At 59.0% G+C, this 14,695-nt stretch carries 14 protein-coding genes; 8 read left to right on the forward strand and 6 right to left on the reverse strand.

Annotated features, from left to right (window positions below; translation table 11 throughout):
- Window positions 1-143: 143 nt before the first annotated feature.
- Genes trbF through AB7E06_RS16900 form a run of 4 tightly spaced genes read left to right on the forward strand, consistent with a single transcriptional unit; the run spans window position 144 to window position 3,350 of the window.
- A complete protein-coding gene (gene trbF / locus AB7E06_RS16885; RefSeq protein ID WP_395029278.1) occupies window positions 144-848 on the forward strand; it encodes a conjugal transfer protein TrbF in 705 nt (234 codons plus the stop codon).
- On the forward strand, window positions 845-1,849 hold the full coding sequence (gene trbG, locus AB7E06_RS16890) for a P-type conjugative transfer protein TrbG (protein WP_395029279.1): 1,005 nt from the start codon (window positions 845-847) through the stop codon (window positions 1,847-1,849). The genes trbF and trbG overlap by 4 nt, the downstream gene beginning before the upstream one ends.
- 2 nt (window positions 1,850-1,851) lie before the next feature.
- A complete protein-coding gene (locus tag AB7E06_RS16895; RefSeq protein ID WP_395029280.1) occupies window positions 1,852-3,129 on the forward strand; it encodes a TrbI/VirB10 family protein in 1,278 nt (425 codons plus the stop codon).
- Entirely contained in the window at window positions 3,126-3,350 is a 225-nt protein-coding gene (locus AB7E06_RS16900; protein WP_395029282.1) for a DUF2274 domain-containing protein, read from the forward strand. Before AB7E06_RS16895 ends, AB7E06_RS16900 begins: the two co-directional genes overlap by 4 nt.
- Before the next feature lie 5 nt (window positions 3,351-3,355).
- Here the strand turns inward: AB7E06_RS16900 and AB7E06_RS16905 are convergent, their stop codons facing one another.
- From AB7E06_RS16905 to AB7E06_RS16920, 4 genes are all read right to left on the reverse strand, one after another.
- On the reverse strand, window positions 3,356-3,805 hold the full coding sequence (locus AB7E06_RS16905) for a hypothetical protein (RefSeq protein WP_395029283.1): 450 nt from the start codon (window positions 3,803-3,805) through the stop codon (window positions 3,356-3,358).
- A 50-nt stretch (window positions 3,806-3,855) separates the two neighbouring features.
- Complete coding sequence (locus AB7E06_RS16910; protein ID WP_395029284.1) at window positions 3,856-4,104, reverse strand: hypothetical protein; 249 nt, start codon at window positions 4,102-4,104, stop codon at window positions 3,856-3,858.
- 616 nt (window positions 4,105-4,720) lie between these two features.
- The gene (locus tag AB7E06_RS16915) at window positions 4,721-6,082 is read right to left on the reverse strand and encodes an ATP-binding protein (RefSeq protein WP_094196198.1); all 1,362 of its coding nucleotides are present in this window, start codon (window positions 6,080-6,082) and stop codon (window positions 4,721-4,723) included.
- 12 nt (window positions 6,083-6,094) lie between these two features.
- Window positions 6,095-6,757, reverse strand: coding sequence for a response regulator (locus tag AB7E06_RS16920; protein ID WP_427957819.1), 663 nt, complete (start codon window positions 6,755-6,757; stop codon window positions 6,095-6,097).
- Between the two features lie 253 nt (window positions 6,758-7,010).
- On the opposite strand from AB7E06_RS16920, the gene AB7E06_RS16925 reads away from it, so the two are divergent.
- The 4 genes from AB7E06_RS16925 to AB7E06_RS16940 are packed head-to-tail and all read left to right on the forward strand — an operon-like array spanning window position 7,011 to window position 11,187.
- Entirely contained in the window at window positions 7,011-8,606 is a 1,596-nt protein-coding gene (locus tag AB7E06_RS16925) for a cbb3-type cytochrome c oxidase subunit I (protein ID WP_094196200.1), read from the forward strand.
- Window positions 8,603-9,253 carry a cbb3-type cytochrome c oxidase subunit II gene (locus AB7E06_RS16930; RefSeq protein ID WP_094196201.1) on the forward strand — a complete coding sequence of 217 codons (651 nt, stop codon included), beginning with the start codon at window positions 8,603-8,605 and terminating at the stop codon, window positions 9,251-9,253. The genes AB7E06_RS16925 and AB7E06_RS16930 overlap by 4 nt, the downstream gene beginning before the upstream one ends.
- A gap of 8 nt (window positions 9,254-9,261) precedes the next feature.
- Window positions 9,262-10,077: a c-type cytochrome gene (locus tag AB7E06_RS16935; RefSeq protein WP_264672644.1), complete on the forward strand. Its 816-nt coding sequence runs from the start codon at window positions 9,262-9,264 to the stop codon at window positions 10,075-10,077.
- Window positions 10,078-10,098: 21 nt separating this feature from the next.
- On the forward strand, window positions 10,099-11,187 hold the full coding sequence (locus AB7E06_RS16940; RefSeq protein WP_249461797.1) for a c-type cytochrome: 1,089 nt from the start codon (window positions 10,099-10,101) through the stop codon (window positions 11,185-11,187).
- Window positions 11,188-11,581: 394 nt separating this feature from the next.
- On the opposite strand, the gene AB7E06_RS16945 is transcribed toward AB7E06_RS16940, so the two are convergent.
- Window positions 11,582-12,250, reverse strand: coding sequence for a metallophosphoesterase (locus AB7E06_RS16945; RefSeq protein ID WP_108727232.1), 669 nt, complete (start codon window positions 12,248-12,250; stop codon window positions 11,582-11,584).
- Between the two features lie 145 nt (window positions 12,251-12,395).
- Window positions 12,396-14,657: a TonB-dependent siderophore receptor gene (locus tag AB7E06_RS16950; protein ID WP_427957868.1), complete on the reverse strand. Its 2,262-nt coding sequence runs from the start codon at window positions 14,655-14,657 to the stop codon at window positions 12,396-12,398.
- Window positions 14,658-14,695 lie beyond the last annotated feature (38 nt).

Genomic DNA, 14,695 nt, shown 5'->3' on the forward strand with positions numbered 1-14,695 from the left:
GGGCCAAGCGGATGCACCGCCGCCAGCAGATCACCCATGCCGCGACCACCGCCGCCCACACGCTGCGCGGTGGCGACGGCGGCGGCTCGGGGCAAGGCCCGAGCCTGCGCGATTCCGATACCTGACCCTCAAGGAGAACACCCATGCGATTCAAACGCCCGCAGGTGCGCTATGCCGATACGCCGCAACCTGCAACCCCTTACCAGTCTGCCGCTCAGGTGTGGGACGACCGTATCGGCTCGGCCCGCGTCCAGGCCAAGAACTGGCGATTCATGGCTTTCGGCTGCCTCACGCTCGCGCTGCTGATGGCCGGCGGCCTGGTATGGCGCTCGGCGCAGTCCATCGTCACCCCCTATGTCATCGAGGTCGATCAGTCGGGGCAGGTGCGCGCCGTCGGCGAAGCCGCCACGCCGTACCGCCCCGCCGATGCGCAAATCGCGCAACACTTGGCGCGCTTCGTGACGCTGGTGCGCTCGCTGTCCATCGACCCCATCGTGGTGCGGCAGAACTGGCTGGATGCCTACGACTACACCATCGACCGCGGCGCGGCCGTGCTCAACGACTACGCCCGCACCAACGATCCGTTCGCCCGCATCGGCCGTGAGTCGGTGACGGTGCAGATCACCAGCGTCGTGCGCGCCAGCGACACGTCTTTCAACGTGCGATGGACGGAGCAGCGATTCGTCAACGGCGCACCCGCTGGCACCGAGCGGTGGAACGCTGTGCTTTCCACCGTCCTGCAAACCCCGCGCACTGAACAGCGCCTGCGCAAGAACCCGCTGGGTATCTACGTCAATGGCCTGTCGTGGAGCCGCGAACTGGATTCTTCCGAAGGAGCCAAGCTATGAATGCACTTTTCCGTAAATCCGTCTTGCTGTTGATCCTGCTGGCCTCAACTGTTCTGTTCTCGGGCTGCGCCTCACAGGGCAAGCCGCCGCCGTCCATCTCGCTTGATGAGCCAGTGCAGGCGCAGGCGTTGCCGGAGCCGCCCGCGCCGGCGGAAGTGATTGCCGTACCCGAACCGCTGGCACTCCCCGTGCAGTTGAAGCCGCTGCCCGAGGTGGACACCGCCCCGACCGTGCCGGAACCTGCCGACGAGAAGGTGCGTGTCTCGCGTGCGAACGCCGAGGCGCGCATCGCGCCCACGCGCGAGGGCTACGTCAATGCGATTCAGGTGTGGCCCTTCACGGATGGCGCGCTCTATCAGGTCTATGCCGCGCCGGGGCGCGTGACCGTGGTTTCCTTACAGCCGGGCGAGGAACTGGTGACGGTGGCCGCAGGCGATACCGTCCGGTGGATTGTGGGCGACACGTCCAGCGGTAGAGGCGATGCGCTACGCGTCAATGTGCTGGTGAAGCCCATCCGTTCGGGCCTCAAGACGAACTTGGTCATCACCACCAGCCGCAGGACGTATCTGCTGGAGCTGACTTCGACGGAAAAGGCATGGATGGCGTCGGTGTCCTGGGACTACCCGAAAGACCGGATGCTGGCCTTGCAGCGCCAGGCGCAGGCGGCCAACGCCGCCGCGCCGGTCGATACCGGCCTGTCGCTGGAGAAGATCCGCTTCCGCTACGCGGTCAGCGGCAGCAATCCGCCGTGGAAGCCGCTGCGCGCCTTCGATGACGGCGAGAAGGTCTATATCCAGTTCCCGCCGGGCATCGCGCAAGGCGAGCTGCCGCCGCTGTTCGTGATCGGCGCGCAGGGCGACAGGCAATTGGTGAACTACCGATTCCGCTCGCCGTACTACATCGTGGATCGGCTGTTCGGCGCAGCCGAACTGCGCCTGGGCGGTGATGGCGGCGACGTGGTGCGGATCGAACGCACGGATGGCGTGGCGCGGAGGAACTGACCATGAGCCAGGACGACACTCCCGACCTCGCCACGTCACAGGCGGGCAAAGTCACGCCCGAGGCGGTGGCGCTGCGCGCCCAGCCGCGCCCGGTCACGCGCCTGAACCGGCGCACGCTGGCCATCCTCGCAGGCACCCTGTCGGTCGCCGTGCTCGGCGCGCTGATGTGGTCGCTGCAACCGCAGCGACGCGGCGCAGGCGAGCAGACCGAGCTTTACAACGTCGATCGCGTCTCGAAGTCCGAAGGGCTGGATGCGCTGCCGGCGGACTACTCGAAGCTGCCGCCCCCTTTGCCGGCATCCGTGCCGGAGCTGGGGCCGCCGCTGCCTGGCGATCTTGGCCCCGCCATCATGAAGTCGCAGCAGCCGGTGACGGCCGCCTATGCGGCCCCCGGCCACGACCCCAACGATGCGCTGCGCAAGGAAGCCGAAGCGGCGGCGGCATCGTCGGTGTTCTTCCGCTCAGGGTCGCAGGCCGCGCCGGTGGCACAGACGCAGGTGGCCGCCGCGCCGGGCTTCGCCGCCAATACGGCCTTCGACCCGCTGGCGGCTGGCCCGGCCTCAACGGCCGCCCAGCCTGCCGACCCGACCGCCGTGCAGAACCGGCAAGACCAGAAAGAGGCGTTCCAGAAAGCCGGAACCACGGAAACCCGTAATTCCGGCAACCTGACGCTGCCGACCTCGCCGTATCAGGTCATGGCCGGAACCGTGGTCGCCGGGGCGCTGGTGACGGGCATCAAGTCGGACTTGCCGGGCGACGTGATCGCCACGGTGACGGAGCCAGTCTATGACACCGCCACGGGCAAGTTCCTGCTGATCCCGCAGGGGTCGCGCATCCTGGGCAAATACAACAGCCAGGTCAGCTACGGGCAGAGCCGCGTGCAGGTGGTGTGGAACCGGATCATCCTGCCCGACACGTCTTCGCTCACGCTCGACAATCTGGCCGGCACCGATCCGGCCGGCTATGCCGGCCTGGAAGACGATGTGGATTGGCATTGGGATCGCATCTTTGCCGGCGCGGCGCTGACCACGCTGTTGGGCATCGGTGCCGAGCTGGCCGCACCGGAGAACCGGCAGGACGGTGATCGCGTCATCATCGCCGGGCGCGACAGCGCGCAGGACAGCATCAATCAGGTCGGCCAGGAGATGACCCGGCGCAACCTCAGCATCCAGCCCACGCTGACGATCCGACCCGGAATGCCGGTGCGTATCGTGATTGGCCGCGATCTGGTGCTGCGACCCTACCAGCCACTTTTCTACAACAAGGGGACTTCCCGATGAACACGCCCAAGAAGTTACGGCTTGGCCCTCTACCGCGCCATGACTTGACAAAACTGACCTTTGCCTGCCCGGCGAGCCTGAAAGCCGACCTTGACCGCTACGCGCAGCTTCATTCGCAGACCTATGGTGAGGCGGTCGATGCGGTGACGCTGATCCCGCACATGCTGGAAGCCTTCATGGCGGGGGATAGGGGGTTCAGGAGCAAGCGCCCCCCGGCTTGATAGGCCTAGTCCGTCCGTTCCTGGGCCTTGAGCACATCATCAAGCGCAGCTTCTTCGTTGTCTTCATCGTTTTCGTAGCCGTAGATGTCGCCAAGCGAAGGGAGTTCGTCTTCGTCGTCCTCGACTTCATCTTGGGCGGAGTCTTCTTCGGCAGAAACTACTTCCGGCGCATGTGTGGTACGAGGTGTGGAGGCCGTTTCCAGGATAGCTGCAACCGCAGCAGCAGCCAGAGAATCTGCCGTTTGACGTTCAGCAAGAATGTCCATCTGCGAGTTGACGGCAGCCGTGTTGAGACGGTGCCATGCACCGACTTCGTCAGTCGTCACATGTACGTTGTGACGGGCAAGACTTTTCTGTGTAAGTGCATTGGCAACTTCAGGCGAATAATCCTCGCGTAGCTGATCGTACGCAGTGAATTGGCGGAGGATGTTGGCGGTTCCAGTAGGGTCGGACATGTTTTTTTCCCCATGCAGAAGCAAGAACAATGTGTGAACAGCGGCGGCGGTTACTGCAAAACGTCGAAGGTTTGCCGGTGTTCGATCAACCCTTGTGCTTGGAGGCCCTGGGCGATAAGACGAACTTCGGCAAGCTCTTGCTTGAGACTGTGAATTTCCGCCCTGAATCTCATCTCCTTGAGCCAAAGGCTGATAGTCGGCTCAGATACGTTGAGAACCTTGGCAATGTTCACTTGCTTGGCATTGAATTCATTCCACAGCACATACGCCAGCATCTTGGCTTTTTCACGGGGGTCCATTTTTAAACCTTTTAAAGATTTCGAAGGTGGCAGTGTATCTGAAACGTCTGATCCCGGCAACGGGAGGCTGTGACCCTCCCTGTTGTCGGCGATCCGTATTCTGGAGCGGGGTCGATGGAGTGGGCTATGATGACCGAAGAAGCCTGCCAGCCCTTGGCAATCTCCATCGCTACAACGCGACTCGGCTTGCTTTCTCTAGGCTCTCATGTGGCTCCCAGCCCACAACACCGCATTCCCTGCAAGCGGCACGGAACAGAGCTAACCTATTGCCCCATATATGGTTTCAGGCCTCACGTGATTTGCACGAATAGCTTGACACTGGCCCTTTTTTGTCGCCGGGCCGCCCCAAGGCAAAAGCTCCCCCTCGGGGGGCAGCAAGCCGAAGGCGCAGCGTGGGGGCTTTTTTTGTCGCTTGACTCGGTTTCAGCCGGTGTGTTCGATGATGTCTGACTAGGCTAGAACGGGCGTTGTGCCCGTAGACTGCTCGGCAATCAGCAATCAGCAATCAGCAATCAGCAATCAGCAATCAGCAATCAGCAATCAGCAATCAGCAATCAGCAATCAGCGTTTCGTGCTTCACAAGTAATAGGCCAGATGCTGGGGAGCAACAGCGACGTTAGTTATAGAGCGGCCTTGGCGCACCGATTGGCACGGTCAGACGCGCTTCCAGCCCTCCGCCTTGACGATTCAGCAGTTCCAGCGTGCCGCCATGCTGGGTAGCGATGGCGTTCACGATGGATAAGCCCAGCCCATACCCCGCCTGCTGCTGCGAACCGCGCCAAAAACGGTTCATGGCCATATCCCGCTCGCTGTCGCTCAAGCCGGGGCCATGATCCAGCACGCTGATACGCAAGTAACCCGGTTCTCCCGCTTCAATCCGCAGACTGATGGACTGCTGCGCTTTGGTGTAGCGCAAGGCATTGTCGATCAGGTTCTGTACGGCCACTGTCAGCAGGGATTTTTCAATTTGCACCGGGCCTGGTTTGCTGCGTATATCCAGCGTGATTTGGTCTATGGTGTCGCCGTAAATGGCTTTAAGCGCATGCAAGGCAGCATACACGGCCTCGTCCGCCTGGCTGCTTTCCTGACTGGCGCCCTGACCGTCCAGTCGAGCCAGCTCCAGCAGTCGCTGCAAAATGTTCTGTAGCTGCTGCACGCCTTGGTCGGCCTGACTCAAGGCCGTATCCAGCGTGTTGCGCTCTCCAGGGCGTTGGGCGGCCAGATGAGCAACTTGAATATGGGTTTTGATGCCTGTTAACGGGGTGCGTAGCTCGTGGGCGGCGCTGTCGGTAAAGCGGCGCTCGCGCATGATGGCGGCTTGTTGTCGCTCCAGCAGTTCTTCAATGGTTCGCAGCAAGGGTTGCAGCTCAATCGGGGCTTTGACTTTGGGTAGCGGGCTGTCGTCACCTGGGCGGCGGCGCGACAGCAAATCCCGAATCCGCTCCAGTGGGGCCAAGCCGTGACCGATACCAATCCATAACAGCAGCAGGCTGCCAAACAAGGCCACCACAAAGGGCAGACCGGCCGAGAGCATGATTTCCCGCACTAGCGATTCGCGTATCTCGATACTGTCGGCGGCGGCAATCTGGATATGGCCTTCACGCAATACAAAAGTGCGCCAGCGCTTGCCGCCATGCACGTGTGTACCAAAACCCAAAGCCACTTGCGACATGTCGGGGCTGCCTGCAGTACGGCTGACAGCCTGGATTTCCACTTCGCTGCGCACCACGCTGATCTCGCAGGCGACCCCGTCACGGGCAATGATGTCCAAAGGTTGCTGTGCCGATTGGGCCAGCTCCTGCAAATTCGGGAACTGGGCGACCAGTCCGGCCACCATGCGGGCCGATGCGGCCAGTCGGCTATCCAGCGCCTCTCGCAAAGAGTGACGCGCATCCATCAGCATCCAGGTGGCGACTGCGCTCCAGAGTACGGTCAGGGAAATGCCGATAATCAGCAGCAATCTAAGGCGTAAGCTCATGGCGTCCAATACCTAGCCGGCAGGCCCCAGTTTGTAGCCCAGGCCGCGCACGGTCTGGACAATATGGCTGCCCAGCTTGCGGCGCAAATGGTAGATATGCACATTGATGGCATTGCTTTCCAGATCCTGGTCATAGCCATAGATGCTGTTGCATAGCTGTTCGGCACTCAGGATGGTGTGGGGCTTATTGAGCAAGGCGCGCAGCAAGGACAGTTCGCGGCGCGCCAGGTTGACCGGCCTGCCATCCAGTGTGACGTGGCCGGTGGAGGCACAGAAACTGAGCCGTCCATATTCAATGCAATCGGTTTCATGGCCAGCGACTCGTCGTGTCAAGACATGCAGACGGGCCAGCAATTCGTCCAGGTCAAAAGGTTTGATGACGTAATCATCGCCCCCGCCCAGCAGTCCTTCGACCCGATGATGCAGGGCATCGCGGGCCGTCAGAATCAGAATGGGCAATTTGCGGCCTTGGTCGCGCCAGCGGCGCAGCAGCGTCAGCCCGTCCTGATCGGGCAAGCCCAGATCCAGAATACAGACATCAAAGTGCGAAGACAGCAAGGCGGTGTCGGCCAGGCTGGCTGTGTCCACGTGGTCCACGGTCAGTCCGTGCAGTCGCAGGCCCGCCACAATTCCGCTGGCGACAAGCGCATCATCTTCAACAAGTAAAACGTGCATTCTCTCCCCCTGTAGCGAATGCGGCTTGTGCAGGTAAAGCCTGATTTTTATTACATTTCGGCGTTCATGTTAGCAGTCTTGAAGGTAGGGGCGAGAGGAGAAATTCTCTTAATTTGGCCTTAATCCTGATCCTCTACTGTGAAGGAGATTGCATTGCATTTGTATCTCGGTACTTACTTTTTTAATAAAACCGGCTTGGGCAATGACGTTTCTTTAGGCTTAGCCGCATGACAGATATCGGGTATTAACTCACATGACTCCTATATTAGGAATATTACTGGCGACCAGTTTTGTCGCCTCTTTGGTGGCACTGGGCATTCTTGTCTGGGCCGTAGCAAACAAGCTGATTTTCGTTGGGAAGAACGAAGCCGAGACCATCTTCATGAAAGGTGAGCTTGGGCAGCCGGATGATAGTGCTTCCTTTGGGGGGGAGAACGAAGCACAGACGCATCGCTTTGACGTTTTACGCGCGGGTATTGACCGCAGTGGTCGGGGGCCGGTTCTGCTGCTGGTTACCGTCGGGATTACCTGGCTGCTGATCGGTTCGGTGTTTGGTGTGATGGCGTCGTTGAAACTGCATTGGCCCGACTGGTTGGCCGATGTGGCCCAAGTGACCTTTGGCCGTGCGCGGACCTTGCACCTGAACATCGTGGCCTATGGCTGGCTGTCGGTGACCGGGATTGGTGTGGCCCTGTGGCTGTTGCCGCGTATTTTTCATACGCCTTTGCGTCGCCCCAATATGGTGTATTTTGGCGCCGCGCTGTGGACCCTGGGCGTATTGGGTGGCACGATTGCCGTGGCCAATGGTTGGTCTGACGGGATCGAGTGGCTGGAATTTCCCTGGCAGATCGACATTTTGCTGGCGGTAGGGGGCTTTTTCCTGGCCTGGCCTGCGATTGAGACCGCAGCGAACCGCAAGTCGCGTCACATCTACGTGTCAGGCTGGTACTTCCTGGCCGGCATGGTCTGGTTTCCCTTTCTGTTTCTGGTGTCCAACATCCCTGGTCTGCATATCGGTGCCCAGCAGGCAACGGTGAACTGGTGGTTTGCTCACAACGTGTTGGGTCTGTGGTTGACGCCTATGGGTGTGGGCGCGGCTTACTACATCATCCCCAAAATCATCGGCAAACCCGTGTATTCCTACAACGTGTCCTTGCTGGGTTTCTGGAGTCTGGCGCTGTTCTATAGCCAGGTCGGTATTCACCACTTGATGGGCGGACCGGTGCCAACCTGGGCTGTTACCTTGTCCGTAGTACACAGCATCATGATGTTTGTGCCGGTGATTGCCGTGGCGATTAACCAGCACGTGACCGTTGCGCAGAACCTGTGGGCCTTCAAGCAATCCATGGCCCTGCGTTTCGTGTGGATTGGTGCGCTGATGTACACCTTGTCCTCCTTCCAGGGTTCGCTGGAAGCGATTCGCTCGGTGAATTCGGTCACGCACTTTACGCATTACACCGTCGGTCACGCCCACCTGGGTGCCTACGGCTTTGTGTCCATGGTGATGTTCGGCACGCTGTATTACATGATGCCGCACATTCTGGGACGTCGCTGGCCCTTTCCGGCCCTGATCAAAACCCATTTCTGGCTGGTGACCGCAGGCTTCACGATTTACGTGCTGGCCCTGAGCATTGCCGGTGTGGTGCAGGGCATGGGCTTGATGGACCCTGGTTCAAGCTTTGGCGAGATCACTCGCAAGATGGTTCCGTATCTGGAAGCCCGCTCCATTGGCGGCACCATGATGACCTTGGGCCACTTCATTTTTGCGGCTCACTTTGCCTTGCTCTTGTTGCGCAAAGACTCCGCTGTTAATGCGACTCCTACTCTTGCTCAGGCAGATGCGTCATGAATCGACTCTTACCTTTACTGATCGGGGCCATTGGCGTGTTGCTGTTGGCGACCTTGATGCTGGTGATTCTGCCAGCCTGGCAACTGCGTACCTCGGAACCACCCGAGCCGCTGAAACCTTATACCGCTCAGCAGTTGTTGGGACGTGAGGCGTACGTGGCCAACGGCTGTTTGTACTGCCACAGCCAGCAGCCACGCTCCACGGGTCAAACTTTGTTTGACACCTCACATGGCTGGGGCCGTGCGTCCACTCCGGGCGATTACTTCTACGACTCGCCTCACTTGCTGGGCACCATGCGTACTGGTCCGGACCTGTTCAACGTGGGGGCGCGCATGAAAAGCCGTGACTGGCATTTGACCCATTTGTATCAGCCACGTGCGATTTTTGACTGGAGCCTGATGCCGTCCTACCCCTATATGTTCGAGCTGAAAGATCAACTGGCTGAAGGTGACGTGGTCGTGCGTTTACCGGAATCCTTGCAGCCTGCGGGCAAACACGTGGTTGCCCGTAAGGAGGCCCTGGATTTGGTGGCGTATCTGTTGGCGCTGGATCGCACCTATGCGACCACGGCTCAGGAACTGGATAAACGCGATCGAGGCTACGATCGTCGCCCCGCTGAAGTCTCGACGGACTCGGGCGCTAAATAGGACAAGTCATGACAATGAAAAAAGTTTCTAGTTCGCCTCAGGTCGAGAACATCGACCCCACTTTCGAGCCCTGGGAGCCGCCTCGCCCCATTCCGATTTTTCTGCTGGCTGTGCTGTTTGCCTTGGCTTTGGCAGGTGTGGGCCTGTACCTGCACGATCTGGCGCCGCATGCTGCGCCCGATGAACCGACCGCCCCCCTTGTTGTTTCCAACACGGGCGGGACTGCCGTGGTACCCGCTATTGCCGCTTTGAAGGATGCCCCTGTGCTGGTGCATTCCGGGCAGGGCAGTGTGTGGAGTTGTGCTTCCTGCCACGGCGAGGCGGGTGAAGGTGCGGGCATCACGCCACGTTTGGCCGGTATGCCAGAAGCGTATCTGCTCAAGCAACTGGAGGATTTTGCCAACGGGACACGCCTGAACGAGTCCATGCAGTATGTGGCTCGTGGCTTGAAGCCGGACGATATGAAAGAGCTGGCTAGCTATTACGCCACACTGCCTGCACCTCTCATTAATGTGCCTAGTTCGGATGCGAACCTGGCCCGTGGCGAAGTCCTGTTTCATCAAGGGGACTGGAAGCAGAACGTGCCAGCCTGCATTAGTTGCCACGGTAGTCAGGGTGAAGGTGTGGGCGCTTCTTTCCCTCCTTTGGCCGCGCAACAAGCCGAGTATTTGTTCAGCCAGTTGTCGGCCTGGAAGGGCGGGCATCGCCACAACTCGCCGCAAAACCTGATGGACGATATTGCCTCGCGTTTGTCCTACGAGGACTTGTATGCGGTTTCCTACTATGCCGCCTCGCTGCCCGCCGATGGCAAGCAGGCGAAATAAGATCAGAACAGAGAGCTTTTCATGAAAGACACTCAACACAATGGTCGCAGCAAATCCGCTATGTCGGGTGGACGCAGGCTGGCCTGGGGGGCCGGCATTGGTGTGCTGCTTTTTGCAATTGGCTATGGCTTGAATGCCAAGGGCTGGCTGTCGTTTTCGCTGGGATCGCCCGATGAGGGAACCTCTCAACTGGGTGAGGCTACCTATAGTCGTGCGGCGATGGAAGCGGATCGCAAGACCCAAAGCAAGGATAAGTTAGCGGTGACCGCCGGGCTGCCGGTGGGGGCAGATGGGTATTACCTGCCCCCTGCAGAGAGCAGCATTCCGGATACCCCTTATGGTGAAGCGGTTCGTCGCGGTCGCACTATTTTTATGGAAACCTCCACGACCGTGTCGGATCACGTGGGCAACACCCTGGCCTGTGTGAACTGCCACCTGGATGCGGGACGCCGTGAGCACTCGGCACCCATGTGGGGCGCGTATATTCGTTACCCGGCGTATCGCTCCAAGACCAAGGCCATCAGTACCCTGGAAGATCGCATCATGGGCTGTTTCACGTATTCGATGAACGCCCAAGCTTCGCCTTCGGGTGTTGCGCCGCCCGCTGGCAGTGATGTGTATCGTGACCTGATGACTTATATGTACTGGATGTCCGATGGGGCGCCGACGGGGCAGAAGCTGCCGGGTGCTGGTTTTCCCAAACTTAAAAAGACCGAGCTGGGCTATGACGTCGCGCGGGGTAAAGAGGTTTACACCAACAACTGTGTGTTGTGTCACGCGGTGGACGGTCAGGGACAGAAGGATGCCGAAAGTGGTGTGGTGTTCCCGCCCTTGTGGGGGGCCAACTCCTACAACTGGGGAGCGGGGATGGCACGGATTGATACGGCTGCCGGTTTTATCAAGGCCAATATGCCTTTGGGTAAACCGTTCTCCTTGTCCGATCAGGATGCGTGGGACGTAGCGGCGTATATCAATAGTCATGAGCGTCCCAAGGATGCCCGTCAGAAGGGGACGGTTGAGCAAGCGCGTGCAGAGTTTCACGATGGCGAGGAAAGTTACTACGGCAAGGAAGTGAACGGCGTGATTTTGGGTGGAGGCGTGGAGAAGTAAGCCTTTGGCCTGTTGGCTGTTTGTCTGACGGTGAGACCGCCTCAGTTTCTTTTGGGAACTGAGGCGGTTTTGTTTTGGCTTCTTCTTCTTCTTCTTCTTCTTCTTCTTCTTCTTCTTCTTCTTCTTCTTCGGTTTCTTGGTTGCTGGGGGCCAGACTGTTTGTGTGTTGAGCTGGAGGTTTGCTGTGTATGGAGACAAAAAACGTAGAGGCTGCTTGTTTAGATAGTGCTTCGTGAAAACGCCAGTCTGGACCGAGGGGCCGTCCTCTGGGCTTGGCTCCTTGCCGGTGCGTAGCGCCGGCCAGTGCTCAGCCCCGACACCTCAGCAGGACCGAAACAGCGTTTCCCCAGAGACTAATCTTGCACTCACAATCCGTAATCGAAAACAAAAGCACCTACAAAGCCACCAAACGCTTCAAATCCAGCAAGGTGAAATGCCCATGATCCAGCCACCCGCCGGTATCAATGAAAAACACATTCCCCAATTGCCGCATCTTGTGCGTTGTCTGGTGTCCATGTACTAAGGCCCGGAGGCCATTGACCATGCCATCGTAGCCAGTCACATAGCGGTCCCTGGACCACATACAGACATGGCGGTCATGGGCATCAAAACTCTCGGTATGGATGTGTTGCCAATCATCGTAGGGAAAGTCGGCATGGACCATCCCCACCAAACCCAATGGCGTTTCAATTTCCATTGCTAAAGGCAGGGCTTGCAGACGCTGCGCAATAATGGATTGTTCGTCCGGAGTGCAATCATCCAGCCAGAGCCCGCCATGCACACGGTGATCAACCTCTTGAATAGCTTGCCCAACCGCGCGCCGCCAGGTCAGTTGTTCGTGATTGCCACAAATTGCATGAAACCAGGGCAGGTCCAACCACCCCAGAACATGGTGCGACTCCGGGCCGCGATCCACCAGATCTCCCACCGAAAAAAGCCGATCCTTGGACGGATCAAAGCGAATCCGCTTTAAAGAGGCGTGCAGCTTGGTGAAGCAACCGTGAATATCGCCAACCGCAATATCGCGTCCCAGGGTGTTCTGACTAAAGCGTGCTACCTGCATGATGATGAGACCCAGACTAGGTGAAACGTGCTCATCACGGTACTCAGAGTGGCAGACCGAGTCAAGAAAGACGCGGCCTGCCGCTGCTCTTAGTCAGAGCAAGTCGTGCTTGCCAGGCAAGACAGGCCCATGTCCAGCAACAGCCTTACCAATACAGATTCATGTTCAACATCACCTCGCGCTCCATGCCCCGGAACTGGCCGGTGTAGTACTTCTTGTTGAATACATTGTTGACGTTCAAGGCCACCCGATAGCGGGAGGTCTCATAGGCCACCGCCATATCTGCCAAGGTGAAAGAGGGGTTGTCGTTCAGACTGCCATCGGGCCGTACATCATTGGGCGACTTGCCCCGATACCGTACACCCGCCCCTACCATCAAACCCTGAATCTGCTGGGGCCGATAGTCCAACCACAGGCTGGCGGTCTGACGTGCGGTCTGTAATGTCTGCCGATCAATCTCCGCCGGACGCTCGCTTTTCGTGGTCCGTGGGTCCAGATAGGTATAGCCTGCCATCAGGTTTAGCTCAGACGTAATGGGCAGTTTGGCTTCCAGTTCAATCCCCGTGGATCGTACTTCGCCTGTCTGTACGCTAAAGCGCGGGAAGTTCGGATCGGGTGTGGTGACATTGGTCTGGCGCACATCAAACACCGCAGCGGTAATCAGGGCATCGGTACCCGGTGGCTGGTATTTCACACCGGCTTCGTACTGCTTGCCCTCGCGGGGCTTGAACGCCGTGCCATTTGCGGCTCGCCCTGTGGTCGGATCAAAGGCGGTGGAATAGCTAATGTACGGAGCTACACCATTGTCGAACAGATACAGCAAACCCGCACTGCCGGTGGTGGCGCGGTCCGTCATGCGAGGCTGCGTCGCACTGCTTTGTACAGTGCGAGCAGTGTCGTGGCGCAAGCTGACATTGGCGACCCACTTGTCCCATTTCAACTGGTTCAGCATGTAAATGCCGGTTTGCTTCAGATCGCGCTCGGAGTAATCCAGTTCGGGCGGCGCAATGGATAGCCCGTATACCGGGTCGAGCATATCCAGATCCGGCACGTTCCAGCCAAAGCCCAAACCGTCGTTTTCTTTGTAGCGCAGATAGTCCACGCCCAATTCCAATGTGTGCTCCAGTGGCCCCCAGTTAAAGTCCTTGCCGACCCGGCTGTCTACGGTGAAGGTACGACCTTTGGTTTCCTGGGCCAGGCTGGCTCGGGAGATGCTGCGCTGGTCTGCCAGAACAGCCATGGCGTAGATATGGCGGTAATCAATGTCGATTTCCGAATAGCGCAGGTTCTGACGCCAGCGCCAGCCGCTTTCGGTGTCATGCTCCAGAGCGTAGCCTATGGACTTGGTGTCGCGGTTGAAGTAGTCAAACGCCGGATCCCCGGCGGTGCGTTTGAGCGGCAGGTCGGTCACTTCGGGATAATAAAACAGATTGGGCCACCAGGACTTGGGGGTACCGCGTTCGCGCGAGTAAGAGCCTAAAAGCGTCAGGCTAGTACGGTCGGACAGTTTCCACAGCAGGGAGGGGGACACCGAGACACGATCGTCGCGTGAGTCTATGGTGCGTCCATGGCTTTTGCGCCCGGACAGGTTCAGGCGATACAGCAAGGACTGGCCGTCATTCAAGGTTCCACCGATATCCGCCGTCAATTGACGGCGCTGGTAGCTGCCATAGCCCAGGCCCAGACTGTTGACGTGTTCGGCTGTGGGGCGCTTGGACACCACATTGACCACACCGCCGGGGCGTCCTTGTCCATACAGCACCGAGGCCGGGCCTTTCAGCACTTCGATGCTGTCCAGGCTGTCCATGTCATCGTTCCAGGAACCATAGGTGCCCGCCGAGAGCTGCTTCAAACCGTCCTTGTAGTAGGCACTGCCGTCACTAAAGCCACGTATCACTGCGCCACTCATGCGTAGGTCCCCCGAGCCGGATACGTCAGTCTGAACGCCAGGGGTGTAAGCCAGGGCACGCTCAATACTTTGTGGGGCCAGAATCTTTAACTGCTTTTGCGTGACGATGGAGACCGAACGTGGGGTTTCGATCAAGGGCACGTCTAGCTTGCCACCACGGCTGCTCAGTGCGACGTAGCTGTCGGCAGTGTCTGTGGGGGCACGGCGTATCGTGACCGGCGTCAACTGAGTGACACCGGCTGACAAGGTGATCGTGTTGCCGTCTCGGGTGTAGTTGATGCCACTGCCGTCGAGCAACTGGCGCAAAGCTTGCTCAGGTGCCAGACGGCCCGATACGGCCGGGGCTTGACGGCCAGCAACCACATCCTGAGAGAAAAAGATCTGCAAAGCGGTCTGCTCGCCCAGTTTCAGTAGGGCATCGCCCAAAGGCTGGGCAGGGATTTGAAGAGAAACAGTGTGTTGGGCCTGCACAGCAAAAGGGGCTAGGCTAAAGGCCAGACTCACGCTTATGGTCAAGGCACTCAAGTTCGCCCGCA

It is taken from the genome of Alcaligenes sp. (assembly GCF_050255915.1).
GTDB classification, from domain to species: Bacteria; Pseudomonadota; Gammaproteobacteria; order Burkholderiales; family Burkholderiaceae_B; genus Alcaligenes; species Alcaligenes aquatilis.

Bases quoted from the DNA above. Each gene is read 5' to 3' on its own strand.
- AB7E06_RS16905 (WP_395029283.1), bottom strand. From the start codon at position 3,805: ATGTCCGACCCTACTGGAACCGCCAACATCCTCCGCCAATTCACTGCG.
- AB7E06_RS16910 (WP_395029284.1), bottom strand. From the start codon at position 4,104: ATGGACCCCCGTGAAAAAGCCAAGATGCTGGCGTATGTGCTGTGGAAT.
- AB7E06_RS16930 (WP_094196201.1), top strand. From the start codon at position 8,603: ATGAATCGACTCTTACCTTTACTGATCGGGGCCATTGGCGTGTTGCTG.
- AB7E06_RS16895 (WP_395029280.1), top strand. From the start codon at position 1,852: ATGAGCCAGGACGACACTCCCGACCTCGCCACGTCACAGGCGGGCAAA.
- trbG (WP_395029279.1), top strand. From the start codon at position 845: ATGAATGCACTTTTCCGTAAATCCGTCTTGCTGTTGATCCTGCTGGCC.
- trbF (WP_395029278.1), top strand. From the start codon at position 144: ATGCGATTCAAACGCCCGCAGGTGCGCTATGCCGATACGCCGCAACCT.
- AB7E06_RS16915 (WP_094196198.1), bottom strand. From the start codon at position 6,082: ATGAGCTTACGCCTTAGATTGCTGCTGATTATCGGCATTTCCCTGACC.
- AB7E06_RS16925 (WP_094196200.1), top strand. From the start codon at position 7,011: ATGACTCCTATATTAGGAATATTACTGGCGACCAGTTTTGTCGCCTCT.
- AB7E06_RS16900 (WP_395029282.1), top strand. From the start codon at position 3,126: ATGAACACGCCCAAGAAGTTACGGCTTGGCCCTCTACCGCGCCATGAC.
- AB7E06_RS16920 (WP_427957819.1), bottom strand. From the start codon at position 6,757: ATGCACGTTTTACTTGTTGAAGATGATGCGCTTGTCGCCAGCGGAATT.
- AB7E06_RS16935 (WP_264672644.1), top strand. From the start codon at position 9,262: ATGACAATGAAAAAAGTTTCTAGTTCGCCTCAGGTCGAGAACATCGAC.
- AB7E06_RS16940 (WP_249461797.1), top strand. From the start codon at position 10,099: ATGAAAGACACTCAACACAATGGTCGCAGCAAATCCGCTATGTCGGGT.
- AB7E06_RS16945 (WP_108727232.1), bottom strand. From the start codon at position 12,250: ATGCAGGTAGCACGCTTTAGTCAGAACACCCTGGGACGCGATATTGCG.